The organism is Bacteroidota bacterium, assembly GCA_016718825.1.
In the GTDB taxonomy this organism is placed as follows: domain Bacteria; phylum Bacteroidota; class Bacteroidia; order J057; family JADKCL01; genus JADKCL01.
Map to the genome: position 1 here is coordinate 273,113 of JADKCL010000065.1, position 25,128 is coordinate 298,240.

General features: G+C 49.9%; 26 protein-coding genes. 15 read left to right on the plus strand and 11 right to left on the minus strand.

Annotated features, from left to right (window positions below; genetic code table 11):
- Positions 1-10: 10 nt before the first annotated feature.
- The 3 genes from IPN95_30175 to IPN95_30185 form a co-directional block, all read right to left on the minus strand.
- Positions 11-1,573, minus strand: coding sequence for an FHA domain-containing protein (locus IPN95_30175; GenBank protein MBK9453580.1), 1,563 nt, complete (start codon positions 1,571-1,573; stop codon positions 11-13).
- Positions 1,574-1,578: 5 nt separating this feature from the next.
- Complete coding sequence (locus tag IPN95_30180) at positions 1,579-2,193, minus strand: FHA domain-containing protein (GenBank protein ID MBK9453581.1); 615 nt, start codon at positions 2,191-2,193, stop codon at positions 1,579-1,581.
- 64 nt (positions 2,194-2,257) lie between these two features.
- Entirely contained in the window at positions 2,258-4,633 is a 2,376-nt protein-coding gene (locus IPN95_30185; GenBank protein MBK9453582.1) for an FHA domain-containing protein, read from the minus strand.
- Between the two features lie 24 nt (positions 4,634-4,657).
- Between IPN95_30185 and IPN95_30190 the strand changes: the two genes are divergently transcribed.
- From IPN95_30190 to IPN95_30215, 6 genes are all read left to right on the plus strand, one after another.
- Complete coding sequence (locus IPN95_30190; protein ID MBK9453583.1) at positions 4,658-5,542, plus strand: M48 family metallopeptidase; 885 nt, start codon at positions 4,658-4,660, stop codon at positions 5,540-5,542.
- A 100-nt stretch (positions 5,543-5,642) separates the two neighbouring features.
- On the plus strand, positions 5,643-6,536 hold the full coding sequence (locus IPN95_30195; protein ID MBK9453584.1) for an LEA type 2 family protein: 894 nt from the start codon (positions 5,643-5,645) through the stop codon (positions 6,534-6,536).
- Between the two features lie 37 nt (positions 6,537-6,573).
- Positions 6,574-7,089, plus strand: coding sequence for a hypothetical protein (locus tag IPN95_30200; GenBank protein ID MBK9453585.1), 516 nt, complete (start codon positions 6,574-6,576; stop codon positions 7,087-7,089).
- 88 nt (positions 7,090-7,177) lie between these two features.
- Positions 7,178-8,392 carry a serine/threonine protein kinase gene (locus IPN95_30205; protein ID MBK9453586.1) on the plus strand — a complete coding sequence of 405 codons (1,215 nt, stop codon included), beginning with the start codon at positions 7,178-7,180 and terminating at the stop codon, positions 8,390-8,392.
- A gap of 331 nt (positions 8,393-8,723) precedes the next feature.
- Positions 8,724-9,230 (plus strand): hypothetical protein, encoded by a 507-nt coding sequence (locus IPN95_30210; protein ID MBK9453587.1) that lies wholly within the window; start codon positions 8,724-8,726, stop codon positions 9,228-9,230.
- A 167-nt stretch (positions 9,231-9,397) separates the two neighbouring features.
- Positions 9,398-9,562 (plus strand): hypothetical protein, encoded by a 165-nt coding sequence (locus IPN95_30215; GenBank protein MBK9453588.1) that lies wholly within the window; start codon positions 9,398-9,400, stop codon positions 9,560-9,562.
- Positions 9,563-10,065: 503 nt separating this feature from the next.
- On the opposite strand, the gene IPN95_30220 is transcribed toward IPN95_30215, so the two are convergent.
- Positions 10,066-10,308, minus strand: a complete 243-nt coding sequence (locus IPN95_30220) for a hypothetical protein (protein ID MBK9453589.1) — start codon at positions 10,306-10,308, stop codon at positions 10,066-10,068.
- A 72-nt stretch (positions 10,309-10,380) separates the two neighbouring features.
- On the opposite strand from IPN95_30220, the gene IPN95_30225 reads away from it, so the two are divergent.
- Genes IPN95_30225 through IPN95_30235 form a run of 3 tightly spaced genes read left to right on the plus strand, consistent with a single transcriptional unit; the run spans position 10,381 to position 12,298 of the window.
- On the plus strand, positions 10,381-11,064 hold the full coding sequence (locus tag IPN95_30225; protein MBK9453590.1) for a serine/threonine protein kinase: 684 nt from the start codon (positions 10,381-10,383) through the stop codon (positions 11,062-11,064).
- The gene (locus IPN95_30230) at positions 11,061-11,462 is read left to right on the plus strand and encodes a hypothetical protein (GenBank protein ID MBK9453591.1); all 402 of its coding nucleotides are present in this window, start codon (positions 11,061-11,063) and stop codon (positions 11,460-11,462) included. Before IPN95_30225 ends, IPN95_30230 begins: the two co-directional genes overlap by 4 nt.
- Positions 11,444-12,298: a hypothetical protein gene (locus tag IPN95_30235; GenBank protein ID MBK9453592.1), complete on the plus strand. Its 855-nt coding sequence runs from the start codon at positions 11,444-11,446 to the stop codon at positions 12,296-12,298. The genes IPN95_30230 and IPN95_30235 overlap by 19 nt, the downstream gene beginning before the upstream one ends.
- A 568-nt stretch (positions 12,299-12,866) precedes the next feature.
- On the opposite strand, the gene IPN95_30240 is transcribed toward IPN95_30235, so the two are convergent.
- From IPN95_30240 to IPN95_30260, 5 genes are all read right to left on the minus strand, one after another.
- Positions 12,867-13,346, minus strand: a complete 480-nt coding sequence (locus tag IPN95_30240; GenBank protein MBK9453593.1) for a hypothetical protein — start codon at positions 13,344-13,346, stop codon at positions 12,867-12,869.
- 264 nt (positions 13,347-13,610) lie between these two features.
- Positions 13,611-14,018, minus strand: coding sequence for a hypothetical protein (locus IPN95_30245; protein MBK9453594.1), 408 nt, complete (start codon positions 14,016-14,018; stop codon positions 13,611-13,613).
- Between the two features lie 128 nt (positions 14,019-14,146).
- Positions 14,147-14,308, minus strand: a complete 162-nt coding sequence (locus tag IPN95_30250; GenBank protein ID MBK9453595.1) for a hypothetical protein — start codon at positions 14,306-14,308, stop codon at positions 14,147-14,149.
- A 28-nt stretch (positions 14,309-14,336) separates the two neighbouring features.
- A complete protein-coding gene (locus IPN95_30255) occupies positions 14,337-14,606 on the minus strand; it encodes a hypothetical protein (protein MBK9453596.1) in 270 nt (89 codons plus the stop codon).
- Positions 14,607-14,783: 177 nt separating this feature from the next.
- The gene (locus tag IPN95_30260) at positions 14,784-15,302 is read right to left on the minus strand and encodes a hypothetical protein (GenBank protein ID MBK9453597.1); all 519 of its coding nucleotides are present in this window, start codon (positions 15,300-15,302) and stop codon (positions 14,784-14,786) included.
- Between the two features lie 5,609 nt (positions 15,303-20,911).
- On the opposite strand from IPN95_30260, the gene IPN95_30265 reads away from it, so the two are divergent.
- A complete protein-coding gene (locus IPN95_30265) occupies positions 20,912-21,343 on the plus strand; it encodes a hypothetical protein (GenBank protein ID MBK9453598.1) in 432 nt (143 codons plus the stop codon).
- 181 nt (positions 21,344-21,524) lie between these two features.
- Here the strand turns inward: IPN95_30265 and IPN95_30270 are convergent, their stop codons facing one another.
- Positions 21,525-22,256 carry a DDE-type integrase/transposase/recombinase gene (locus IPN95_30270; protein ID MBK9453599.1) on the minus strand — a complete coding sequence of 244 codons (732 nt, stop codon included), beginning with the start codon at positions 22,254-22,256 and terminating at the stop codon, positions 21,525-21,527.
- Entirely contained in the window at positions 22,196-22,696 is a 501-nt protein-coding gene (locus IPN95_30275) for a helix-turn-helix domain-containing protein (GenBank protein MBK9453600.1), read from the minus strand. Before IPN95_30275 ends, IPN95_30270 begins: the two co-directional genes overlap by 61 nt.
- 74 nt (positions 22,697-22,770) lie before the next feature.
- Between IPN95_30275 and IPN95_30280 the strand changes: the two genes are divergently transcribed.
- The 5 genes from IPN95_30280 (at position 22,771) to IPN95_30300 (ending at position 25,026) form a co-directional block, all read left to right on the plus strand.
- The gene (locus IPN95_30280; protein ID MBK9453601.1) at positions 22,771-22,926 is read left to right on the plus strand and encodes a hypothetical protein; all 156 of its coding nucleotides are present in this window, start codon (positions 22,771-22,773) and stop codon (positions 22,924-22,926) included.
- A gap of 361 nt (positions 22,927-23,287) precedes the next feature.
- Positions 23,288-23,752, plus strand: a complete 465-nt coding sequence (locus tag IPN95_30285; protein ID MBK9453602.1) for a hypothetical protein — start codon at positions 23,288-23,290, stop codon at positions 23,750-23,752.
- Between the two features lie 52 nt (positions 23,753-23,804).
- Positions 23,805-24,089 carry a hypothetical protein gene (locus tag IPN95_30290; GenBank protein ID MBK9453603.1) on the plus strand — a complete coding sequence of 95 codons (285 nt, stop codon included), beginning with the start codon at positions 23,805-23,807 and terminating at the stop codon, positions 24,087-24,089.
- On the plus strand, positions 24,086-24,388 hold the full coding sequence (locus tag IPN95_30295) for a hypothetical protein (GenBank protein ID MBK9453604.1): 303 nt from the start codon (positions 24,086-24,088) through the stop codon (positions 24,386-24,388). The genes IPN95_30290 and IPN95_30295 overlap by 4 nt, the downstream gene beginning before the upstream one ends.
- Before the next feature lie 305 nt (positions 24,389-24,693).
- Entirely contained in the window at positions 24,694-25,026 is a 333-nt protein-coding gene (locus IPN95_30300) for a hypothetical protein (GenBank protein ID MBK9453605.1), read from the plus strand.
- Positions 25,027-25,128 lie beyond the last annotated feature (102 nt).

The window sequence follows — 25,128 nt, forward strand, 5'->3', positions numbered from 1 at the left end:
GCGTCGTGTATCAAATGTAAAAATGCAGAATGGCATCGCCGGCCTTGATTTCGTCGCCATGACGCAATTCGGCTTGGTTGATGCGGCTGCCATTGAGGCTTGTGCCATTGGTACTTCCCAGATCCAGCAACAGGTATTTTCCGCCCTGGTAAATGACCTGAAAATGCGTGCGGGAAATGGTGCTGACATTAAATTGAACATCGCAGCTTGCATCACGTCCCACGGTGGTTACCGGCGAAGGGAGGTCCATCGTCAGCGGTGCGCCGTTGACCATCGTCGTCAGGCGCGGCTGCTTGCCGTTGGCATACATTTCGGTGAGCAGGGTTTTGGCCTCCAATTCGGCTTCTGCGCGGCGTTTGGCCTCCTCGGTTTTGCGCTGACGCTCCGCTTCCTCGCGTTGCATTTGGCTCACCTGCTGATTTTGTTGGGCAAGACGTTGCTCCGTTTCGGCACCGCGGGCCTTCACTTCTTCCAATTTGCGCCTTTCGTCGGCTTGCCGGGCTTCTTCGTTTTGTTTGCGCTTGCGCATCCAAAGGAAAATGCCTGCACCCGAACCGATCAGCAATACAATCAGCGCAATAAACAAGGCGATATTGTCGCCGATCCATTCGCCAAAAGATTTTGAAGGAGAGGTGTAATTCACTGTCAAATTCTCGGTTCCGGCAACCAATTGGACCGAATGCGATTTTCCATCTTTGGGAATTGCGGATTCGAAGGAGAATTGGTAATCCATGCCCAATGCCCGCTGTGTGGATTCTTCGGTGAATTCGAGCAAGGTTTTGGTAGCGTCGTTGAGCCCATCCTTTTTGACTTCGTAGCTGCGCCCATAAGTGAGATCCGCCATATTGTTCAGCGAATATTTCTCACTCATTTGCTGATAGCGCAGGTTGTACACGGCGACATCGGCCTTGCGGGCTTCGGCGGTTGCCATCGAGGCATCCACATTTTGGTTGTGAATATTGGGGAATTCCGCGCTCAGGACAATCAGCACTTTTGCCCGTGACTTCGTCCGCGCCAATTGTTTGACGGCTTCCGAAATCGCAGGATACAATTCGGAGCCATGTCCCTCGTCGATGCCTTTGCCGTTGGGTGCTTTGACGTTCTTAACCTCCGCTCGCAGGGCCGCTGTGTCTGCGTCAAATCCGTCGCTGAGATAATTCAGCGTTTTGGATCCGTCGTTTTTGTCGGTCCAGGCAAAACTGGCAACGTTGATTTCGTCGGCTTCGTCGGTGAGGATATCGGGCAAGGCATTCAGGATCAGTTGTCTGAAAAACTTGTTTTGCGCGTCGCGGGCCTTCGAAGGCAGGTATTCCCAGATGATCAGAATGCTTTTGGCAAATCCGGAATCATTGGGTGCGGCATTTTTGACTTCGAATTTGACCTCCTTTTCATCCTCCAGCACCTTGAAATAGCCCTCCGGATGCACGTTGGGATCGCGGTCATTGACTTCAAAGGCGACGGTCGGGTGTTTGGCTGCCTCGCCTTCACCTTTTTGTTTGAGTTGTGCCCAGGCGAATCCGCTTCCAAGCAACAGCCAAGCCAAGAAAACAGGGAGCAAGCGCAATGTTTTCATCGGGATCAAATCGGGGTTTTGAAACGGAAGACCGTCTTGCCGAATTTCAGCGTATCGCCATCGACGACCTCCATGGGTTGGCCCACTTCGATTTCGTCGTCGTTGATGAATGTGCCGTTGGCTGCCATCTCGTCCTTGAGGTAGAATTTCCCTTTTTTGAAGAGGATGGTGGCGTGGTGACCCGAAATGCTCGGATCGCCTGCGACAGTGATGTCATTGCCCGGATTGCGGCCGACCGTATTGTTGCCTTCGTAGAGACGGTAGTCGATGCCCATCGGGTCGAGGGTATAGCTGATGAGCCAACCGACGATTTTGCGGGTAGCGCGCTGATGCACAACCTCCTTGATGTCGCCACCTTGTTGCACTTCCTCGACCTCCTGAATAAAGGTTTTGTTCAGGTCGCGCTTGGGCGGCGGATTCACTGCAATCGGATTGGGATTGGCATCGCCGCCGAAAATCTGTGTTTTGTCGCCGAGGGAGGTCTTTTCATTGCCGCCGTGATCGCCGACCTTGGTTTTGTCATCCCCGCCGAATCCGCCGGCAGGCTTGGGGCAGTAGGGACATTCGGAGAGCTCTTCCTTGTAAAAGTGGCCCTTTTCGCATTGTTGATAGCCTTTCATATATCTGAATTCAGAGTTGTGTTTCAAAGATAAGAGAATATTGGATAGGGGGGAGGGGCCTTTCCTAAATACTATCCTTCCGCCGCATCGCCACGGCGACCACCGCCAACAGCCCGCCGGTCATTACGCAGAGCACCAACAAATCCAATTCGTAGGTGAATGCCAAGGCGCCAAAGCGCTTTTCGTAGGTCGGATGGAATTGGTCCTCAAGGGCTTCACGGGCCGTGATCGTGCTGTCCATGGATCCGCGGATTGCCTCTTTGGCGAATTCATCCTCCTCCTCGATTTCATTGCTCAAGCCGTCGTAGCTGCTGTTGTGCACACGCTCCTGCAACAGGGTCAGGCCTTCGTTGCCCCATCTTGTCGGACTCACATAGCTGACGATTTCCATCATTTGGTTGCCCATTGGTGCCACGACGCCAGCCAACATCACCTGCGGAATCAGCACCAAAGGCACAATCGTCATCGCTTTTTCGGCGGTATTGACCAATGCCGAAATCATCAAACCCAATGCCGTCGCGCAGACAATCAGCAGCCAAACCCAGCCGATGGTCGCACCCAAACTATGCCATCCGGGTTCGAGATTTTGGAACCCGATCAGGATAATCACGGAAAACAATACGGATTGGATCAATCCAAAAAATGCCAGAACGAGCAATTTACTGAGGATATAAGGGCCGATCCGCAGGTTAAACATCCGTTCGCGGCGGTAAACGGCTGCCTCGGTGACGATTTCACGCGCGGCATTGCTCGTCCCGAACCAAACTGCACTCAAGGTGATCAGGAACGGCACTGACAGCGTCAACTTGGAAAAAATCAGGCAAACCAAAATGGCAATAATCGGTGCCTGCCCGATCAAAATCCCGATGTTGAGCAGGTCATTGGTTTTGATCCGGAAATACCTGCGGCTGAGCCAAAACCATTCGACGAAAATGTTCTTGTCACTCCGTTTCACGAGTCTTGGATTGGAGATATTCGTCACCGGTTTGGGTTGTACCCCCTTGCCGCGGAATTTTTGAATCCATCCTGCCGCCCGTTCGCCGCAAATATTGGCATAAACCTCCACGGCAGTGCGCACCCCGAAGTAGGTTTTGTAGTCGGCGATGCTGCCTTCGTAGACCATGGCGCCGCCCTCGGCCATAAAAATCACCGAATCCATGTATTCCAAGTCCTCCGGTTTATGCGTCACCATCACCACCGTCGTGCCTTTGTGGGCGAGTTCCTGCAAGATTTTGAGGAATTCCTCGATCGTTTGCGGGTCGAGTGGGGAAGTCGGTTCGTCGAGAAAAAGAATGAGCGGATCCGTCAACAATTCCACCGCAATCGACACCCTTTTGCGCTGCCCGCCGCTGATTTTGGCAATCGGACTGTGCCGGATATGCCCGATGCGCAGGCGTTGCAAAACGTCCGCAATCTTGGTTTCAATTTCCTGCTGACTCGGCTTTTCCATTCGAAGGCGGGCTGCATAATACAGCGACTGCTCGACGGTCAATTCCTTGTGAACGATATCATCCTGAGGCACATAACCAATCAGCGTTTTCAGAAAGGCGTAATTCTGGACGAGTTCGAGGTTATGCAGATACACCTTGCCTTGGGTGGCCGGGGCCTCGCCCGTGAGGCATTTGAGCAGCGTACTTTTGCCGCAGCCTGAAGGGCCCATAATGGCGACCAACCGTCCGGCAGGAATCTCGAGCGTGGTATCCTGCAGGCCGACCTTGCCATTCGGAAATTGTTTGCGGATGGCCTCGGTGCGAATCGCAATTTCGCCGGTCAGCGTTTTTGGACCGTGGTCGAGCGAAAGCACATTGCGCCCGACGATGACGGTGTCGCCCGGTTGCACCTGCGCGGTCCCGTGTACGCGTTGCCCATTCAGAAACGTGCCGTTGGTGCTGCCAAGGTCGATCAGCATGACTTTGCCGTCGGGGAGTTTGCGCAATTTGGCATGGAGGCGGCTCACGAGGCTGGAATCGATCACGACGTCGCATTCGCTGCTGCGCCCGATGCTGATTTCCGGCTTGGATTGCAGCAAGGCGAGCAGGCTTTTGCCGATTTGGGAGGAGACATTTGCCTCAGCCCGTGGTGAAGGAGATGCCTGCTGCTTTGCAGGAACCGATTCCCCGAAAACCATCCGACCAACGTTGGATCCCCCGAAACTGACCTCGTCGCGCCATTGTAAGGCAGTCGGCTGATGCGCCGGAATACGTATGCCATGGACAAAAGTGCCATTCGTGCTGCCTTGGTCGATCAGCAAGCAATTTCCCTTTTCATCGAGGATCAATTGTGCATGTATCCTCGAAATCAGGTCGCTTTTGAAAGCGACGTCGACCTTGTCTTTCTGCGTGCCGACGGTAATCAGCCGCTCCTCGCCGATGGGAACCGTGACTGTGAGCAGATTTTCGCCGTTTTGATAGAATGTCAGGATATTTACCGATCTTTTCATTACAATTGAAGGATGATTCAGGCAATGATATTCACGAATTGGCGGAACATTTCCAAACTCCTGCTTGGAGGGATGCTCCTTTTTGCAACGGCCTGCGAAAACGGCGATGCTGGAAAAGGCGTCGAATCCCAGGACGATGTTGCAACGGCCTTGCTTTGTGACCCCGCAACCTACGATTTGGAATGCATGAAGAGCGAGCAAACGTCCACAAGCGATGCCTTGCTCGATGCGATTGGCGGAATTAAAAAGGAAATCATCAACGTTGCGGGCGGGGATGTACCCGACGAACGGCAAGACGAATACGGAGACAATAGTCGCAAGGAAATCGAACGCGAATTTCCCGTGATCGCAGGTCATCCAAAATTGCCACTGTTGAACGGGTTGATGCGCAAATTGCTGAAATTGAGGAGAGAACCGAGTGAGATTGGCTACAATATTTATGTAGTGAATTCGGAGATGGTCAATGCCTTTACGCTCGGCGGGGAGATTTATGTCACGAATACCTTGCTCGATCAGGCGGAGAGCATCGACGAATTGGCCTGCATCATCGGGCACGAAATCGGGCACAATGAACTGGGACATATTGCGGAAAAACTCAAAGAAGTGGAGTTGGCGCAGGGCATTTTGGGGGAGGAGGCCGGTGCAGCATTTGCGGGTTTTGTGGGACTCGTCACGATGGGATTTAATCAGGTGAATGAAGCGCAGGCGGATCTGTATGGCATTGACCTCGCGCTCGCCGGTGGGTACGATGCCTGCCGCGGAATTGACTTTTGGGACCGGATGCAAAGCCATGAAGGTCAGGTGAGTGAATTCGATAATTTTTTCCGCAGCCATCCTTATTCTTCGCGTCGCGCTGAATGTTACCGGAGTCACATTTCCACCTTGCATCAATTATCCTGCGACAAGTGATGGAAACCTCTGAAAATTTGCCACGAAGACACAAAGACACGAAGTCAAGTGTAGTTCTTCGTGCCTTCGTCTCTTCGTGGCCAAATCTATCCAACCAACCATGAAAAAGAAGCTGATTTGGGCTGCTATCGGGTTGGTTGTCCTGCTGCTGATTGGTGGTGGAATCGTCGCGGCCACTTTCAAAATGCCCGAATTTGTCGGTTTGGACGGTATTGAAATCCAAGAATTGGAGGGCAAGGACCTGCATGCCGTCGTCAAAGGCAAGATTTCCAATGCCAACTTCTTCGAATTGACCGCCCGCAAGCTCGACTATATTGTGACCTACCACGATACGCTGATCGGCCGCGGGAAATTACCCGAAGGTTTTGCACTCGCCGCAGGCGATACCACCGAACTGGAATTGCCGGTGAAAATGGAATTGCAGGCCATATTTGCCGTCTACAAATCCATGCTCGCCAAGGACAAATGTCCCCTCGACATTCACCTTGAAGGCGAATTCACGCGCCTGCATTATGCGCACGGGCTCGACCTCCAAACAGAAATCGAGCCCGAGAAATTTATCAAGGATATCGTCGGCGGGTCGATGGGAAATTCGCCCATCAAATTTGAGGACTTGAGCTGGAAAACGAGCGACCTTCAAAATTCCGAATTCACCTTTGTCTCCGTGGTCAAAAATCCCTTGGACATTCCCTTGGAGATGAAGGCCTTGACACTCTTTTTTTACAGCGAATCCAATCTGGAGGATCCGGCTGGAAACTGGAAGCTCGATGCGCCCGTTCCGTTGAAAGCCAATTACAGCACGCGCATCCCCGGAACGGTGAAAATCAAGCATTTGGAAGCGGGAAAAAGCATTGTCAAGACGATTTTTACGGGAGAAATTCGATACGCGACCAAAGGCACGGTGACGCTCCAAATTGCAAAATTGCCCTTTGACATTCCCATTGAAGGAACGATGGTCATCGACCCTAAATCCGGAAAGGGAAAATGGGAATAATCACGCAATTGGTTTCACCCATTCAAATGTGAAATAAATGGAAGATGCCGTTCCCAACTTAAATCCGCAGGTGCCGCAAATTTCAGCAAAGACCCACTGGAATCTGCGAATTTTTGCCTTGGTGACCATCGGCATCGCCTTGTGGTTTGGCGTGATTTCGATGGGAATGATGGTGAAGGCAATTGCGAAATCCGCTGAGGAAGGCGAAGCGCTGAATCTGGATGGCAAAGATGGGAACGGAGCGCTGGGTTCGATTCTGGCGGGTGGGGGGTATTTTCTGTTTTCTTTGACGATGGCGATTACCGGCTTGGGCATTTTCTTTCAAAAACTTTGGAGCAGAAGCCTCGGGCGTATGATTTGTATTCTGGTCGAATTGATTGCGTTGTTTGTGCTGCTTTTTGCCATTGCGCTTGTCATCGCGGTTCATGAGCCCGAGGGAAAAGGAGAAGGAATTCGGCTTTTGGTGGGGGCAATATTTTTGATTTTCTACGCATTTTGGGGCTGGTACAGCTTGCGCGGATTCGACTATTTCAAGCAGGGAAGTCGGATTTGATAGCGTTTGTACGGCCTTCTTGAATGCATTGCGAACTTCCATTTGACATTTTGCCCAACGAGCGGTAATTTGGTGGAAACCAATTCGAATGGAAAGCATGCTCGGCAAGACAATCGGCAATTATCGCATTACAAAATTCATCGGTGACGGTGGAATGGGGCAAGTTTGGCTTGCGGAGCATACCTTGCTAGGTCGCAAAGTGGCCATCAAAAGTCTGCATTTGCAGTTTGCGCGGAATGCGGGCATCCGGGCGCGTTTCAAGCAGGAGGCTGCGACGCTTGCGCATTTGCAGCATCCGAATATTGTCGCGCTACATGATTATATCGAAGAGGGCGACGATGCCTATCTCGTGATGGAGTATGTGGAGGGCACGCCCTTGGACGAATTTATCACCCGCCAAACCGGTCCGATTCCGACGGGGCAATTGCGGGAATTGTTCGGGCAAATCTTGGATGGATTTGTCTATGCCCATGCCAAAATGGTCGTTCACCGCGACATCAAACCCAGCAATTTTCTGGTGACCAAAGACGGCAATGTCAAAATCCTGGACTTCGGGATCGCTAAAATCCTGACGGAAAGCAACCAAAAACTGACGAAAACGGGCGCCAACATGGGTACGGTGTTGTACATGAGCCCTGAGCAAGTGCGCGGGGAGGCGCTTGACCTTCGCAGTGATATTTACTCCTTGGGCGTGACGCTGTTTCAAATGGCAACCGGCCAATGTCCCTACAATGCTGAAAGCTCCGAGTTTTTGGTCTACGATCAGATTGTGAACAAGCCGCTGCCACCGGCTTCGCAGATTTATCCGGGCGTGACTGCTGAGATGGAGGCACTGATTTCCAAAGCCACGCAGAAATCAGCCGGCGATCGTTTTCAGGACTGCGCGGAATTCAAGCGTGCGCTGATGGCAGGGGAGAAGCCGCAAGTTGCGGCTCCGGCCAATGCGGAATTGTCCAAAACTGTGGTGGATGTAGTGCAAACTCCACCGGTTGTGTCGGCTCCTGCGCAGCCGATGGCGCCTCCGGCAACGCAGGTTGGTTCGGCTTCATCGGCGCCGACCCCAGCGGCTAGGCCAACCAAAAAAGGCATGCCGATGATGGCGATTTTGGGCATTGTGGTCGGGCTTGTTTTAGTGGTTTCGGTAGTGCTTTGGCAGGCGGGCGTTTTTGCTGGTGGGGGAGGGGCGGAGGCAAGTTCGGCTATCAGTGAGGTAGATCAAGAGGATGCTCAGGAACAAGCCGTTCGGGATTTTTTGGGGATTTGGATCGTGCGGCATTTGGGGCGGCAAGAGGGGGCCCAGTGAAGGCCACTGAGAGCCCAAGGGATTGAAGGGATATTTTGCTGGTTCAAGGTCGTTTTCTGTATCGGAGGCAGACGCCCGTTCCGGTGATCAAGTCAATGCAACCGTTTCCTACATCAGGGAAGGACGTCAGGAAACACTTTTAAATGCCGGAAGCCTTTACGCCTTGCTTTGGATTTATCTGAATTTTTTCGACTTCAGATTCGATTTTATGCCCAACAATATCTGCCAAGTTGACGCGTTATCAAGCCAATTGTTGTACCCTTTTCGAATTTTGCCGTTCATCCTCCCGAGACCCAAAATACATCGTACGATCTTGATTGAATTCAGCACTATGAAAAATCCTATCCTCTTCGTCGCTCTCCTCCTCCTTCCCTTGTTGGTTCCGGCTCAAGACGAAAATCCGGACAATGGACAAACCAAGTTGCTATACAGTGAAGGAACGATGAAGCAACTACACCACATTGTTGATTCGCTCAATATCAAATTCCGCTCTTGTGAGCTATCCAGAACCTATTATTCCCTCCCGCAGGCCAAGGGGCATTTTGTTTACATTGATTCCGTAGACCTCAAGGCTGTCGAGAAACTACTCAAGACGCAACCGAATATCCAAACGTTTGCTGCTGCTTATCCGAATGCCGTGATCGATAAGGACTTGTTGCTAATGAAGGCCTTGACGGAGGACTACGATGACAAGGAATGTGTGGAATTCTCTAGTGTTGAAGTCGGTCGTCAATTTTCAGAACGCATCTGGATTTATGGCCATCCTGAATCGAATCGAATCAAGGCAAATGGGTTTTTAGGCGTAAAGAAGCCGATGAATACAACGCCGCCTCGTTGACCGCATTCTACTTTGAAACTGAATTTGAATCCAAACCTCTAGATGATCGGTACGCAAGAATGGTGCAGTATGTAGACTGTTTGGTAGATACCACGACGAAAACTTACCTGGACAATGCAGAATACGGGTACCCGGAAAGTTCGGATATACCGGTAGATTCAATGACCATGAAACAGAAACAGGAGGAGCTGAAGAAGCTCCGTGGTACCCTTGTCATGGGCCAATGTTCTCGCGATGAAAGCCCCATTAGACATGCCCGGAAGATTGCCATTTTGGCCGCAGAAAGTGTGAGTTGGGAGGTTTTCCTGCGTGCATTTAGACATTATGAATGACCGTTTTGAACGAGTAGCTGATGCATCTGAGGCAATAAGACGGCGATACACGTACGTGCATGAATTGGAATTGCTGGATATCAATACGATGGAACTGATTCTGGGAATATCATTCCGGATTTCATCGAGGGAACCAGTATTATGGAGCGAGTGGGGGGGGGGGGGGGGGGGGGGCGCGGGGGGGGGAAGGTGGAGCGCGAGAAGCAGATTCGGATGATCAGGGCCGGCCTGGACGATTTACTCATCATGCACACTTTTCCTCAGCTACATTTACCAAGACGCCAAGGGGCGTCAGAAATCGAATATTGAAGGTTTAAGGAAGCCGCAAGCCTGCCTGAATACCTGCCAGCAGGGATGGAGGAAATTGATTGGCGCCGTTTGACCGTGGTTGTGGGCCTGCGACAGGGCGGGGAGGGGCTTGTTTGAGAATCAGATGCTGGAAACAACGCTCAGTTTAGATTTCGGAATCCTTGGCTTTCGATCAAAAAGGACCGTGAATGTCTTCACGGTTCATCGAGAGAAGTCACGTTAGTGATAAGCGTTTGCTTATAGCTCTCTGGCCCAGTATACAAAGTTGTATCAGGAAAGTTCCAACAGGATGGTGATCCTTTGCCGGTCTGCGCGGCACCAATCATCATCAAAAAACCAAACACCGTCTGTCCAACGACCACGACATACTTGCCATAGTGCTCGTTGGACCACTTGTCTTGATTTTCGAGGAAATAGGCAAATTCCAAGTCTAGCATACTCAAAGATACGAAATTCGGTTCAAATTTGATCGGCACAACAATCCAAAAAAAATCCCGATTTTCGCCACCGTGAGCTTGAATCCCGGCACTGTCATCCAAAATTACCGCCTCGTGCGCTTCATCGGCGACGGGGGGATGGGGACCGTTTGGCTGGCGGAGCATACCCATTTGGATCGAAAGGTCGCGATCAAGTGCCTGCATACGCAGTACGCGCGGAATGCGGGCATCCGGGCGCGGTTCAAGCAAGAGGCTGCCACCTTGGCGATGTTGCAACATCCCGGAATTGTCGCGCTCCACGACTACATCGAAGACGAACAGGGCGCTTACCTCGTGTTGGAATATGTGGAAGGCTTGCCGCTCGACGAACATATCCAAAAGGTCAGCGGACCGATTCCGGCGCCGAAGTTGCGTGAGATGTTTGGGCAGATTCTCGAGGGATTCATCTATGCCCACAGCAAGATGATCGTGCACCGGGACATCAAACCGAGCAATTTTCTGGTGACCGCAGCGGGAACAGTCAAGATCCTGGACTTTGGCATTGCCAAGATTCTCACCGACCAAGACCGGAAGCTCACCAAGACGGGCATGAACATGGGCACCGTCTATTATATGAGTCCCGAGCAGGTCAAGGGCGAGACGGTTGATGTCCGCAGCGACATTTATTCGCTCGGTGTGACCTTGTTCCAAATGGCGACGGCCGTTGCCCTTATCCGCAAGACACCACCGAATTTTTCGTTTACGATCAGATCGTGAACCATCCGCTGCCGAATGCATCTGATTTTTATCCCGGAGTGCCCAGAAGCATTGAAGCCATCATCGCCAAAGCCACCGCCAAACGTCCCGAGGACAGGTTTCAGGACTGTGTCTCGTTTTTGGATGCCTTGAAGGATGAGGAATTTGGCGAGAATACGGAGGGAAAATTAGAGGAAGTCGAGGCCACACTGTTGCCCACTCCCACACCGGTTTCCGCGCCGTTGCCCGAAGCCAATCCGGTTTCCACCCGCCCTCCCACCGATTTGCCGAGCCCGCACCGAGTTCCGAGCCCGCTCCCGCACCGGTTTCAGCGCCTTTGCCTCAACAGTTGCCTCCGCACCCTCCGCAGCGGAAGCGCAAACGGGGCTGGATTTGGGCGTTGGTTCTATTTTTGTTGATTGTTGGAGGCTTTGTGGCGCTTTGGAAGGGCGGTTTGATCGGGCAACAATCAGAAACCTTCTGGGTAGTTCCCGAGGATTTGCACCTTTGGAAAAATGCAGAAAAGGGGACGCCCGATGGCAAGGATGATTTGGGCAAGATTCCATTCGGATCGGAAATACAGGTCTTGAATACTGCTAAAAATGGCTGGAAGCAGGTCGCGTGGTCAGGAAAACAAGGCTATGTCAATGGTTATTACCTTGTACCATTGGATGAAATCGAGGTGATCAACCATGCGATGGATGTCGGGGTCAAAAAATGGTTTGACACATCCTATCTCCGAATCTCCCTGGCGCGTTATTTCCATGATGCCGGTTTGAAAGCAGACCTGCCGAAAGAGGTTTTTCGGAAAGTGTATGGTATTCCGAAGGAACGACAACCACTTTGGTCGGCCAAGGCATTTTCTGGAAAGTCAGAATACAATACACTGATCAAGGGAATGCAATTGGAAGAAGGCCCTTATCCAAAGGATCGTCTACCAGACAATGTTATTATTCTCGAACAACGCGGAGTGAAGCCATTCGAACGAAGGTTGGTCGCTTTTAAGCATACCAAAGTTGGCGAGGCCTATGAGAGTAAAGTGCTTGCCACACTGGATTTGGACGGATATCCAGATTATTCCATTCGGATCGGATCAAAAGATAAATTGATGGGGTACAGCTTTGATGAAGAACCGAATATCATGAATAGAATCGACAAGGGCCAATTTCCGATTTTGTTAGCGGATCCGAAGAATGATCGAAAGGCAACGCTTCTGCTGCTCGAGAATGGGAGGTTCAAGGAGTATTCCATTTAGAAGCCTTGGTTTTAGATTTTTCGGATCACTTGGTTTGTTGAATGGCTTTGCAATCGACAGAATCAATCATTTAGGGTGAATCGGAGGACATTTCAAGAACATTTTTCGCCGGAGGCAAATGTTCGATAGCCCTGCGGCAGGATGCCGCGGGCTCGACTTGGGCTGGAGGCCCGCGCCTCGATCAACACCGATTCCCAACATTTCCCTAACTTCACACTTCAATCGTCCAAAATCAGTTCGTGAATTCTCAACTCTCATCATAAATTGATACTTGTGTTTCTAAACACAGTAGATTGAATATCAGGCATCAGAAAGAACTTCTCAAGGTGGCAAGTTTCGCCACTCTTAAACCAGCCCCAAACATTGTTGGGGTTTGATAGGGTCAAGTAAGGGAATTCTCAGCTGCAATACAATACCTCCTTGGCAGCATCAATGTTGAGTTGTGGGCTACACGATCCGTTTCCTTGGCTTCTGCCTGATGTAAAGTTGGGTGTCTCTGCAAGGGCCCTCTTTTCAAATCGTCTCAAGCTTCCAATGAGTACCATTCAATGCCCTCTAAACCATACCTTCACGGAGGAAGATCGCCGGAATGCCTTTCTCGAAAGACTATACATGATTGTGATAGCATTGACCCGCCTCGAAAAATGAAACCGATGCTACTTGGATCATGCTGATTGAGCAGGCCGAGAATGGAGATGTCCGGGCGATCCGCAACAAAGATTGTAGGATCAGCTACTGGAGAAGCCGAACTTCCAGACTGGGTATCATGAAAATGCATGTCCACCCCTTTTTTCCAGTCTGAATCGAGATCGAGCCATCGTAACCTTCCGGAGATCTTCCCTTTTGAGATAACGCCTCTCTCAATCGTCGTCAAGTCAATCCCGGCCGCTTCAGATTGAAAATCGATCAAATACGGGTGATACTCAGTCCCCACTTGATTGATTCCAAACTCAACAACCCTTTTTTCATCAGCCAGAAAGTCCCCAAATGTGCGTTTGATCATTGCCAAGGCAGTAGCCGGTAGCGTGACAAGCTCGTTCAAGGGCATCTTCTCAACTCCGTGAGAACCGATTTCGAAGGTGCTGGCTTGGTTGCCCTTCCTTGCTCACGACCTCGCCCTTCGAGTCAAGAATGAAACGTGAGCAATCGGTCAACCCCTTTCTGGATAGATCGCCTTGGACAGCTCGACCAGGTAGCCGCCCCCGATTCTCCTGATCATTCCCATGTAGTCCAACGGAAAGAGTTCGTGCGTGATCACGATTCCCCTCCAATACTGGGAGAAGCAGCGTTGAAAAATCTGTCGGATATTGGATCATGCCTCGTGGTGGTCAGTGCTAGAAAACTCTCTTACCACATGCCGAACGAGGTTTCGCGGTGCAATCAGGATAGAGCTATACCCGTCATTCAGAGAATTGAACGGGATGGGAATCACGAATTCCATGTTTTCAAAGAACTGATCGGCATCGGCTCGGTTGAGTTTGAGGATGAAAGCCTTGGTGGTTGCAATGCCAGCTTCTGAGCAGGCAAGCCGGAGTTTGATCTTATCATTCCCTCGTACTTCTGAAGGAATTCGCTCCAAATTCGCAGCAATGACCTCGATGACTTCTGATTTTGCAAAGCGAGCTGTGGTAATCGGTCTGCATTGGAGTAAAAAAAGTTGATTGCTTCCCTTTTCAATGCACCATTCGATATCTACTGGATGTCCTGCATTTGCTTCCAGCTTCTTGCCAGAAGGCCAGTTTCAATCAACTGTTCTTCAAGCTCAGGGCACTACCGTAGAATCGAGGGAGAACTCAATTCCCGCGATTGGTAGGAAACCTTAGCATCACTTCGCGACTTTTCCCGAAACTAAAGGCGCCATTGCCGTCCACAGAAACTAATGATTCCGCTTTCCACCGAGGCTGTGTTGGGATCAGACGAAAATGCAACACCAGAATAGGCGGCAACAATGTATTGCTGGATCACCACGCCCATTTCAGTCGCTCCAGAAGTGCCGGAAGCCTTGACCACTTTGATCTTTCGAGGACTAAGAAAGACTTCAATCCAGTGAAGGTTGCAAATGCCCCGCGAAGCAATGCCCGGCTCCATCCTCCATCAAGGCAGACGAACGGACTGCAAACATCGATTCAGAAGGGAAATAGGAATCAAGAATCGGCTGGAGGTCACCTTCGCCCACGTTGCCGTAGGAAGCAGGGATGAAGATTGCAGGAGGCACATTGTAACCCAAGGATTTCAACCACGAAAGTCCCTCAGCTTTACCACCATATATGGATCTCGGCGCATTCTGGTCCAAGGTCTTGTATTCCATGGTCATCTTTGTGTTTGGATTCGTTGAAGCAAATCATTTTCAAGGATGTAGTCGGACACTGCCTTCGGTACAAACTTTTCCCAAATGCGGTCGGTGATCGTTTCCTGATCGTAGTCCCGGCAGAGTTTTAGCTCTGGCCACCTTCCTCCAACACATCTACACGGAGACCCAGCAATTCTAGTGTTTCCTTTTGCTTCGACCCCAGCATCGTAGATCGTTATGAAATAGGTTGCTGAGATGGCGTGTAATACCGGATGTATTCGCAAAATTGATCGGAAGGAACCAATTCGAATTCATCTTTGCGACAGCCCCTCGGCTAACAGCAGCCTTGATCATAGCTTCGCCGCTCGAAATAGGTGAATGGATCCGAATCTGGTGTTGCCCTCCTTCATTGGCTTGGTAGGCCTGTGTCAGGCTAGGGTCTGGGTTAGCAATCCCAATGTAGAGAAAGTCACACTTTCGTTTGCGGTCAAAGTACAGTCGAGATGGCCATGTGAAAGGGCCGAAACCTCCATGAACAACGCCGAACTTGACTCGAGAGTTTTTCTCAGGAAACATGCGGTTGATGCCGTTAAGGTTTTCCTTCTGGAATCCGATTTGACGTAGCCCTTCAGCCACTCCGATTTCATCAATGGGTTCGCTGTAGGTGTATTTGTTACCCTGATTAGAAAAGAACCGCCCTTCTGGATCCACCATGATAGGTGTCGATCAGTTTCTTCATTTGTTTCGGTACCACTTCGATGCCGCGCTGGTTCAGGTGGGGTGTCGCTCGCAAAATGCTTTGAAACTGCGCTTCGGTAATCAAGAGGTCTTCCCACGATGCATCATTCTCTCCGGTGATCGGCAACACCTGAAGGAGCTTCAGCGGGTAGCCCCCCTGTTCGTAGTATGAATTCCCTCATGTCTTCCTCCCAATTGAGGTTGGTGACGACTGTGGTGATTTTGGGAAAGGATGCTGCCCGCCACGGCTGTTGAAATCATGGATCAGATCAATTTTTCAAGCGTTTCGGCCACGTGCCGCCCATTTCGCTTCGAGCTGCTTTTGAGTTTCTTCCAATGCGCTGTCGCACGAAACCTAATGGCTTTAGGTGGAAGGGGCCGAGGAATCGAGCCAACCCCGAGTCATGTACACCATTGGTGATGATCGTGGCGATCAATCCCGCAGTATCGGTGGCCTTGATGTGGTCCCCAACCTCCTTTTGTGGAAGAGCGGTTCGACACCTGCAAAAATTGATGCGGCTTGCACAAGGTCTAAGCAACTCAATGATGCGCTGCCAGCGTTCCAATGAAATCTTGAAGTCTACGGTTCGGGAATCGAAGAAATGGCTGTGACAGAATGTGAGCTTTAGAAGCTGCAGAAGAAGGTATAGTGGAAGTCACTACCATACCTTAGATCCGGGAGCGGGTCAGGTTGCGCAGACCTGAACCACATTGACGGAATGCTTGTCACTTTCGCGCATCTTAGTAGATTTAGCGCGATTGATCTGAAACACGGTTTGTGCGCATCTCTGTCGCATTAGCGGCAGGAAGGACACCCGGAGTACGAGTTCGCGCAATTTGCGAAAAGAGACCCAATTGTTACGTCATCCCCTATGAGAACCCCGACCTTGACGGGGTCGCCAGTTCAATTGCTTATGCTACGCTCAAATGTGCATTGAGTGCCCCGTCGCACAAAGCTGCCTACTTTGGGCAGCTGAACACGCAAAACGAGTTCGTCTCGGTGCATCCTGGGATGGAGGGCCGAATACAGCTGGCGTCAATCCTCGTGCGCCAGTTCATCTTGGTCGATTCGTATCACGTCAATCAGCTTCCTTCGCGGTTCCACGCCAGTCCGTAATCGAAATCATCGATCACCATCCTGGGAGATCCAGAGGCAGCCCACAATGCCAGCATCCAGAATGAACGGCTGGCGCGGCAGCGTCCTTGATGCCGAGAAGTTCTTCCTGTGGGTTGCCGCTTCTAACGCCGAAATCGCAGGAATACTCGTTTATGCCATCGACTATCCAATACCATCAATTTTGCTGCACCTTCGGCGACGAAAGAGATCGCATAGCCTTTGAGTTGACCGAAAACCCATTGCTCGGAATTTACCACTGGTGACAGAACTTTTTCGGGCCTACTTTCCCGATTACCTGACAACAAAACCTCTCTGGAGCGCATCCAAGAGGATGTTGTGATCCACTGCTCGGCGGCTCGAGGTCGACTTGTCACAGCTGGAGGCAAAGGAATCCAAGGGTTGGTTCATAGGAGCGATTTTGCGTGAAGGTTGATGTCGCGTTTCAATAGGGGAGCATCATTTGCAACACTTGCTTTCATATGGCATTGACTTGCGAAAAAGGTGTGCGGGTTCAGGTGATTCAACCACTCGGTGACTTGTTTTGTAAAGTGCCAGGCGTCAAATTCTTAGGGAACGCCGTTTGTATAGACAGGATCAACTTCTGAAGTCGGATTTGGAACTTTCCCGGCGATTGGTTCCGAGAATCAGAGATTCAATAGTGTGCTTAAAAGATGTTTTTCATAATGTTGATTCTTCTTCGTGGGCCAGTTCATAACTGATCCAAATCTGGGAGTAAGGATCCATGGTTCGATCATTCATGGTATTGCTTCTGGCAATTAAGAAACAGAGGATAGAGCTCGACCATGCAGAAGTCGTAAAATCCCATCATCATAGGAAGCCCATATTGAGGTTGTTCAGCTGGCGGAACATTCCTCATCTCCAGCGAAAGATCATCTGATTGAAACAGCTGCAAAATAAAATCCCAATACAGAGAGAAACATCCGAAAGCTTACTTTTTCTCAATTTCGTATAAAGAGTAGCCAGTCAAGAGTTCCAGAAGAAAATCATGCTCAACGAGGAGGTCATTGTCGAAAGCTGGAATTGCATTGGGATGATAAATGAGAATCAAAGGTGATATAAGCAGCTAACCAAATCTCTCAGCGCATATGCGGCCCGCAGACTTTTTTGCTTCTTCGACAATGATAGCGACGAACGGAAGTCCAAAAAGCGCAACGGTATTGTGTGGGGTTGATAACTCGATATTACTCACATCCGCTTGAATGCAAACAAAGCTCCTGATTCAGAGTTATCTTATCTGGTTTCCATTCATTTTCGCTGATTAACTGAATTAATCTTGACCGAGTGACAAAGTTATGAATTTCCTTAGGAATATTTGGAGCACTCGACCGGGTTATAGAAGACTCTATGTTGGATGTCTATGTTTGTGTAATCCAATAACTGCAAAACCAGGAATTGGCTCCAAAACAAAGGCTATAACGGCCCCGATCTCCTGATTCAAGAATGCATTTCTTCATATCGAACAACTCCCAAAAGTCCAATGGCTAACGCTCCATTTGCAAACAGGGCCTTCGCGTTTTCACATTCTGCGACGTTTTTTTAACTGTAATCCCACCAAAGGGGGCTTTGGAAGAATACAACGGATAGGTCTACCTAGAGCATCAAAGCCAAAATGGGGTGCTAATCTTTCAAACTGGTCAGTCGATGGTAGCTTGAATTGGAAGGTATTGACATCAGAAAAGCCAGAGCCTTGATTTTGAGGGATCTAGGTATTTTCCATCGAAGGATTTTGTTGGAACAATTAACGTAATGTGGAACTCCTTCCCGAGTAAATGTAATTTGATTTTGCCTATGAGAGAGTACTGAGGCCAATTGGTATTAGTCTTCCTCGGAAATGCTCAATTCCGGAATTTTCTTATTTCTGTGTATTTCATTCGCCCAAAGCCTGAAGGTTGCCGAAACGCTCTGGATGTGGTGATCAGCTGATGAACTTGCAAGGTTGCAATTTTAGTGAAGAGACCTTCATCCATTTCAACATGCGTGTGGAGGACCACTAGAGTTCCCTCTAGGCCGCGTCCTAAATCCCCAAACGTCACCTAGTCCGGATTGGTGATGTCATGTTTGTAGGGCCTCCACGTTGCAAATTTTAGGTGGCTTTATCAACGTAAATCTTCCCCATCCACGAATCGAGATCTCTCGAGGGCACTGACAATGGGATAATGTACGACTCGAGGTGAAACCTTCAGAGAAGGAAGTCTCGTACCGCTTGCGCTTTCTCCGATCGACCATGTATATTAAACCCGAATATTTTTGCCGTGCCCGATCAAGATCGATGCGAAAGGAAGATTTTAAATCGCGGCTCGGCCTGAAGTTGGTTAAGCAAAGATGTAAAGGCTTTGCCCTGCAAATGAAGGCAGCAAGGCTCTTCCTTCGTGAATAGGTGTATTAACAACTTGAAGCGCCACTTCCGTGGTACGTAACATGGTTTTTGATAGGTACGAAACAGAATTGCTTGAGAGAGCATTGTTGAATGATAAACGGCTGTGTCAAAGCCCAATGTTACTTAAGAAACTTGGCTGGGCTCGTTCTTATGTTTGAAAGTCAGGAAGGATTGTTACGAATAGTATAAAAAAGAATGACATGAGTCATTTCTCCTCAAACTATCTCTTCTAGATTTGAAAATCACTTGCAATAGATTTGCTATTACGAAAAAGAAAATTTATCCGCAGAAGAAAAAAAGCGATCCTTCTCGGCAAACGAGAAGAAGGAAGGAAAAAGTCTCAGTATTTTCCACGATGGGGCATTGGAACAATGATACCGGATGCCATACGGTCTACAAGGACAAGGAATAAATTGAAAATTTGTGTCTGACTTCCAGCATCGGTTTAAGTCTCTACATTTTGAGTTAACTTAAGTGTAACTTGCGTTATTACATGGGCTTAAATACGGATTGTATTTCCGCTTGCCGCAAGGATTTGAACATAGACCAAGTGAAGAGCATTACGATTTGGCACTTGAACTAGGAATTCGAGATTTTGGATTTTCCTTGGCGAACCCTTTATGCGGAAAGATTTCATCGAGATCCAGGTACGTCCCTGACTATCCGACTTTATATTCTCCTCAATGGCCTGTTGATTACCGAGCGACATCTTCAGGAAATCAACGAGGCAGAGCTCTGGTCTAATTTAGAGTTAGCCGGATGGTCTTGAATCCCATACACATATGAAGTGGTAGGATGGAAGGAGGTAACAGATAAAATCAGGACTGATAAAAGGTTTCGATTTTGTAACGTCCGTCAACACGATAATCCTCCGTTTATTATGACGAAGTAACCTTCAATGTTTGACCTGATGATTAGGTTGAAAGTTGATCGCTGGAGACTTGATTTTGTTTGTGACGCAGGAATGCAAGGAAAACGACTTTGAGGTAGATGAGAATTAAAATTTTCCCTAACACTGAAATACATAATTGAAAGGTATATCAAGGAAAGGCCAAGCTTCGAATTTGGACGTCAACAAGTCATTTTCGTTCTCATTCTCTGTTGGCTCGGAACCTATGAAATATGACCCAAAATCGGGCCATGTAGAGGTCGTCGGCGGCTTTGACCGTTTCGTCCGAAAGGAGACATTTCATCCTGCCCATCCCTTGATATGACATTTTTGCAAACATGTTTGAATGATATCGAAAGATATTATAGGCTCTTCTGGAGTGGCAAAGAATCTTGGGGAGTACGCGTAAGGGATGTAGATGACAGTGCCACGCCCTGTAGATTTGTTGTCGCTTGTGGTGGTGGATGCAGAGCTGATGTTTATATTCACCGGCTCATTTTATAAAACCGATACTGAGTTCAATTGCAGAGCTGAAGTTCTATCAATGGTTGAAATTGAACCCAGTAATTATTTCAAGCCACTCAAATAAGTACGTTTCCCTTCTGAACCGATGGTAGGGCTTTGTGGACCTACGAGCTCTGGACAGCGATCCTCAGGGGTCGATTGTTCTAGAATGTTGAATTTGTAAATACTCTGCCTGATGATTACCTGATAACCGTCATTAACGAAGATTACAATTCCGGGAATATGGACGATTTGCACTTAGATAGGCCTCGGAAATAGTGACTGCACAGAGGTGGTTCTGGATGGAGTGTCAAGCAGCTTGCTATTCTCCACCTAATTTTTTCCGATATTCGCCAGGATGAGAGTCACTTTCTCACCCTCCGTCGCGACAAGGACGCCTTTGAAATCTCAAAGGGATAGGGCGGCTGGAACCCGCCCACGCAATCGGCAAAATCACCACCACGCCACCATGCAATTAATCGACAACATCAACACCCTATGGGGCGACGACTCAAAAAGAGCCTGCGCAACCAAGCTCGGATCGCGGCATCCTGTTTTTCGATCTACGCTCGAGGCGCTCAAACGCGAACTTTGCACAGATAGATTCCTTGGAGTTCATTTCACGGCGCCCGCGTTTCTGCCCGGGGGGGTCACAGACCCACCCGAGCGCGAACACCGTGAGTTTCATATCCGAAATTGGAACGAGCTATGACCTCTACGGAAGCGAATTTGAAATCCACCTGAAAAACAAGCTTTCCCAACGTGCGATTGCCAAAGAATGTGCGGCGTGGTTGCGGAAAAAAGCTCAATTCCGGTCCAATGCTTCCAAATCGCCGATGCAGCAGTTTGCTTGCATCGAAAAGGACGGCGAGGATACAGCCTACATGCCAATTCAAGGGTTTACTGCGGTGGATCTCGGTTATCAGAAGGGAAACGCCGTTTCGAACTTCGTGAACAAGTTCAGCGACGCACCCTACACGCATACATGGCTGAATCTTTTCGAGCAAATCTGGAACGACCAAGGCAAGGTGAAGGACGTCACCGATGCCCTTTGCCTCCACATTGAGTCCGTTTATCAGGAAAACTCTCCGAGCGCATCTACTTCCTGATGCTCTACAACATCTTCAATGAGTTTTCGCAGACACATTCTAGGAGTGCTAGGAATACCACAACATCGTTTACACTCCGTTTTGGGGCGGGCAAGGGTTTTTGCCCCCTAGGGGGCGGCTAGGGATGGCAAAATACCATGACATCGTTTACAAATTACTTACTCGCTCAGTGTTTTACCAGTCAACGGGCATGACGAAGGAGAAGCGGTGATGGACGACGTCGTTTGAAGAAACTACAAGTGTATGCCGGTGGATGATGAGATCTGCTTCGACATAGCTGTAAATCAAACCATTGTCGACCCTGAACCTCGTTCCCAACACTTCCAGTACTCCATCGGAGCGAATAAATCTCCACAAATGAGATGACCCCTTCATCCAATTGTAGCGGCACTTTCGGGTCAAATCCTGAAGGAAGTCTCATCTTGGGCCTCGGGCTGTAGAGTTCTTGCATTTGCTGAGGCGTACGCCCGCCTTGGGTGCTATACCGATGCCTTTCGTTGTGGAACTGCTGGAATACTGCCGCCTCCGCCTTGAGTGCGTCGAAATCGGCAAACTTCTGCACCCTGAAGAACCGCTTGTCGAAGGTGTCGTTGAACTTTTCAATCATCCCGTTCCTCCAAGGCTCGGCGCAAGGGATGAACCTCACAACGACCCCCATCGACAAGACGAACCGCAGCACCAAGCCCAGGCTCCTTGGATGCCGATTGGACCCCCTGAAGGTCATCTCATTGTCCATTTGAAGACAATCTGGCAGGCCCAACTGTCGCCACGCCTCTATGATGCCCCTGACAATTTCTACGGCCTCCTTGCTCCGGATTGGTTCGATATGGACCGCATGCGTCGAGGTGTCAATCAGGTTGAAGCAGTAAAGTCGTGTCGAACCCTTGAGATATCGCGGCCCCACCAGATCCATCTCGTCAGTGCAGAAATACTGGGATGGGTAATCTTTTTTTTGGACGTTGACTTTTGCCCCAGAGGGATACGCCCGTTGCGCTTCAAGATCCGGTCGATCGTCGAGGTTGGAGGAACTGCTGCCAGCAGACCTGGCTTTGAAAGCTCATATTGAATCCCCACTGCACCTATTTGGGCGTATTTCGTGCGTGCAAGACGGTCGCGGGCCTCAAGAACTAGTCGCTCAGTCTCAGGATTCGTCTTACCGTAAACGGTATTTGGGCGGCGGGAAATGTCTTGACTCCAGTCGGTTTCAGGCCCAGCTTCATAACGCTTGATCCACTTATGAACCCATTGTCGGCTCTTACCCGTCCGGACTCCAATCTCAACCTTCGAAAGACCCTCCAAATGCAAAACCAACATCAATTTTCGGAGCTTACTTTCTGTCATTACTTTACCCAAAAAGCAACATCTTCTTGGAAAAGAGAAAATGCCAGAAGTGTAAACGATGTCGATATTTGGAGTGTAAACGATGTTTGATATCTATCAGCCATGCCCAAAAATTGGTTGACAACTGGCTCAATAACCGGAACCTGAAGACCAATATCCTGGCCAAGGATCGGCTGAACTATGACGTGCTCTGTCATACCGACCTTCAGCGCAAGGTGGCGAAATCCTTGGGATACCACTGAATCGCATCAATTGGGAACCTTCCGACCTGCTGGGATGGTCGAATAACACCACTTCCGCAACAACGATGCATTTAAGGACAAGGAAACCCGGTATCAACGTTTGATGAATGCGGTGATCAGGATAATGTAAACCAAGGTCTTGATGAGGTTCGGCAACGTTGGCCAACCCCGCTTCAATGATCCACGCAACCAACTCGCGCTGGCCATGAGGTGACTCGCCAGTTGCAAAGCTAACTAAAAACCAACCGTTCGGTCGAGGAGATTTTTCGCAGTGCGCACCGCCGCACGCGTTGGTCAAAACTGAAACCCGATCGCAGAACGCCGAAGGCGATTCTCAACAGCGGACTTCGACTTTGGCTGAATGTGTGGACACAGCGACTATCGCGCGGTCACGGAAGCCATATCGAGACTTTACGATACCAAAGACATCGGCAAGTTTCCCAAAAGGTTGCCTCCCAAGTCGTTTCGCTCGCCGCTTACCAGTCGCGCCGACGTGATGAGCTTCAATGAAATCTACCGCCACCTTTCCTTGACGAAATTGGGGATCTACGCTCCGGTGAGTTACATTCTCCAGAGCCGGATGCGGAAATATGAGGACATGTATGACACGAAAGTCGAGGGAGGCAAGGGCAAATTGCGACAAATCGACCGTGAGCGTAGCTTGCAATCGCCAGTTAAATACGAATTTGCCCTGAGGAAACGACTAGGATTCGGTGTCGTCCTTCCGACTGGCCATGGAATCTCTCAGGCCAACCATGCAGGATGTTGGAAAGAGAATTGCATCCTTTCAGCACTCACCAAGACACTCGGTTCACGATTGGAGTAGATGCCTTAGAGTGGATTTGGATGCAGAGGATACAAAGGATCTCAGCAACTAGGTGGATGAAAAAACAACAGGCAAGGTGCAGGTAAGCCTTGCAGATATGGACCTTCCATCATGGAAATATGACCTCGAAGCCGACCTGGCCATCATCAATGCGCTGCTTGTGGACATGCACAAGGTAACTCCTGCGGAGGACACCAAATTGCAACATTTGATAGCCCATGTGCGGGCCAAGGTTGCTGCGCCAATCAATGGCTCCAACAAAAAAGTCCTCATCTTCTGCGACCCCCTGATCTTTATGATTATCTGTACATTTGCATCTTTCCAGCACCGCTGTTGAAGGTTGCCAGAATCATTCCGGCAAAGTCACACGGGCAAGGATGCGCCGAAGAACAACCTCAAAAAGGGATACGACTTCCAATCCTTGCTCACGCTTTTTCTCCAAGGTCAAAGGAAGAAGCAGCTCATTTGCCGCAGGAAGATGGCGAAATCGACATCCTGATCGCCACGGACTGCATCTCAGAAAGTGGGCTCTGCAGACTGCGATTACCTGATAAGGATTGGCCTTATTGGAATCCCGTACGAATTATCCAGCGCTTTGGCCGCGTGGATCGCCATCAGTTTCTCAGAACAGTGTGATTCAATTGGTGAAATTCAGCCAGACATTTCCTCGACTTGAGTACATCGCCTCAAGAACGTGTGGAATCACGCGGTTCATCGTCGATGTCCTGCTACGGGCGATGACAATGTATGATGCACGAAATGACGTTTCCTACCGTAAGGAGCGGCTTCGTCGCCTTCAGGAAGAAGTGATTGATCTCGAAGACCTCAAAGCGGGGCGTAAATATCACCGACATGGGGCTGAACGACTTCGTATGTGGATTTGCTGAATCATCATAAAACCAAGAGACAATCTGGCGAGCGCACCCAATGGCTTGCATGCCGTGGTTGCCCGCACCGTGGCGACCTCGGCCTTCGCCCCGGGGTCATTTTCGCGCTGCGCAACCGCAACCCGCGGGTTGCATACCGCCTCACGCAACCGCCTGCACCCCGTTTGCCACATCGCCTACGTGGGCATGGATGGAGAAACGGTGACAAACTGGAAATTGAAGCACCTGCTCGACCTCGTGCGCAGTGGATACAAGCCGGACGAACCGTGGCGGCGCTGCACGCATTCAACACCGAAACCGACGACGGTCGCGAAATGCGCACCTATTCGCGACTTGTTGGGCCGGCCATCGGTCGGTAGTCGAGGTCGAAGGAAGGAGGTGATCTAGATAGCCTGTTTGGGGTCGACAGACGACGACCTCGTCCATGGCATCGCTGGCTGGACGATTTCGGGTTGATCTGCCTTCTTGGTTGTAAGGGGAGGAAGGGAC

Bases quoted from the DNA above. Each gene is read 5' to 3' on its own strand.
- IPN95_30220 (MBK9453589.1), bottom strand. From the start codon at position 10,308: ATGCTAGACTTGGAATTTGCCTATTTCCTCGAAAATCAAGACAAGTGG.
- IPN95_30195 (MBK9453584.1), top strand. From the start codon at position 5,643: ATGAAAAAGAAGCTGATTTGGGCTGCTATCGGGTTGGTTGTCCTGCTG.
- IPN95_30175 (MBK9453580.1), bottom strand. From the start codon at position 1,573: ATGAAAACATTGCGCTTGCTCCCTGTTTTCTTGGCTTGGCTGTTGCTT.
- IPN95_30255 (MBK9453596.1), bottom strand. From the start codon at position 14,606: ATGGAATACAAGACCTTGGACCAGAATGCGCCGAGATCCATATATGGT.
- IPN95_30270 (MBK9453599.1), bottom strand. From the start codon at position 22,256: ATGGATCTGGTGGGGCCGCGATATCTCAAGGGTTCGACACGACTTTAC.
- IPN95_30180 (MBK9453581.1), bottom strand. From the start codon at position 2,193: ATGAAAGGCTATCAACAATGCGAAAAGGGCCACTTTTACAAGGAAGAG.
- IPN95_30260 (MBK9453597.1), bottom strand. From the start codon at position 15,302: ATGGTGGATCCAGAAGGGCGGTTCTTTTCTAATCAGGGTAACAAATAC.
- IPN95_30240 (MBK9453593.1), bottom strand. From the start codon at position 13,346: ATGCCCTTGAACGAGCTTGTCACGCTACCGGCTACTGCCTTGGCAATG.
- IPN95_30190 (MBK9453583.1), top strand. From the start codon at position 4,658: ATGATATTCACGAATTGGCGGAACATTTCCAAACTCCTGCTTGGAGGG.
- IPN95_30285 (MBK9453602.1), top strand. From the start codon at position 23,288: ATGTGTGGACACAGCGACTATCGCGCGGTCACGGAAGCCATATCGAGA.
- IPN95_30205 (MBK9453586.1), top strand. From the start codon at position 7,178: ATGGAAAGCATGCTCGGCAAGACAATCGGCAATTATCGCATTACAAAA.
- IPN95_30200 (MBK9453585.1), top strand. From the start codon at position 6,574: ATGGAAGATGCCGTTCCCAACTTAAATCCGCAGGTGCCGCAAATTTCA.
- IPN95_30210 (MBK9453587.1), top strand. From the start codon at position 8,724: ATGAAAAATCCTATCCTCTTCGTCGCTCTCCTCCTCCTTCCCTTGTTG.
- IPN95_30215 (MBK9453588.1), top strand. From the start codon at position 9,398: ATGAAACAGAAACAGGAGGAGCTGAAGAAGCTCCGTGGTACCCTTGTC.
- IPN95_30185 (MBK9453582.1), bottom strand. From the start codon at position 4,633: ATGAAAAGATCGGTAAATATCCTGACATTCTATCAAAACGGCGAAAAT.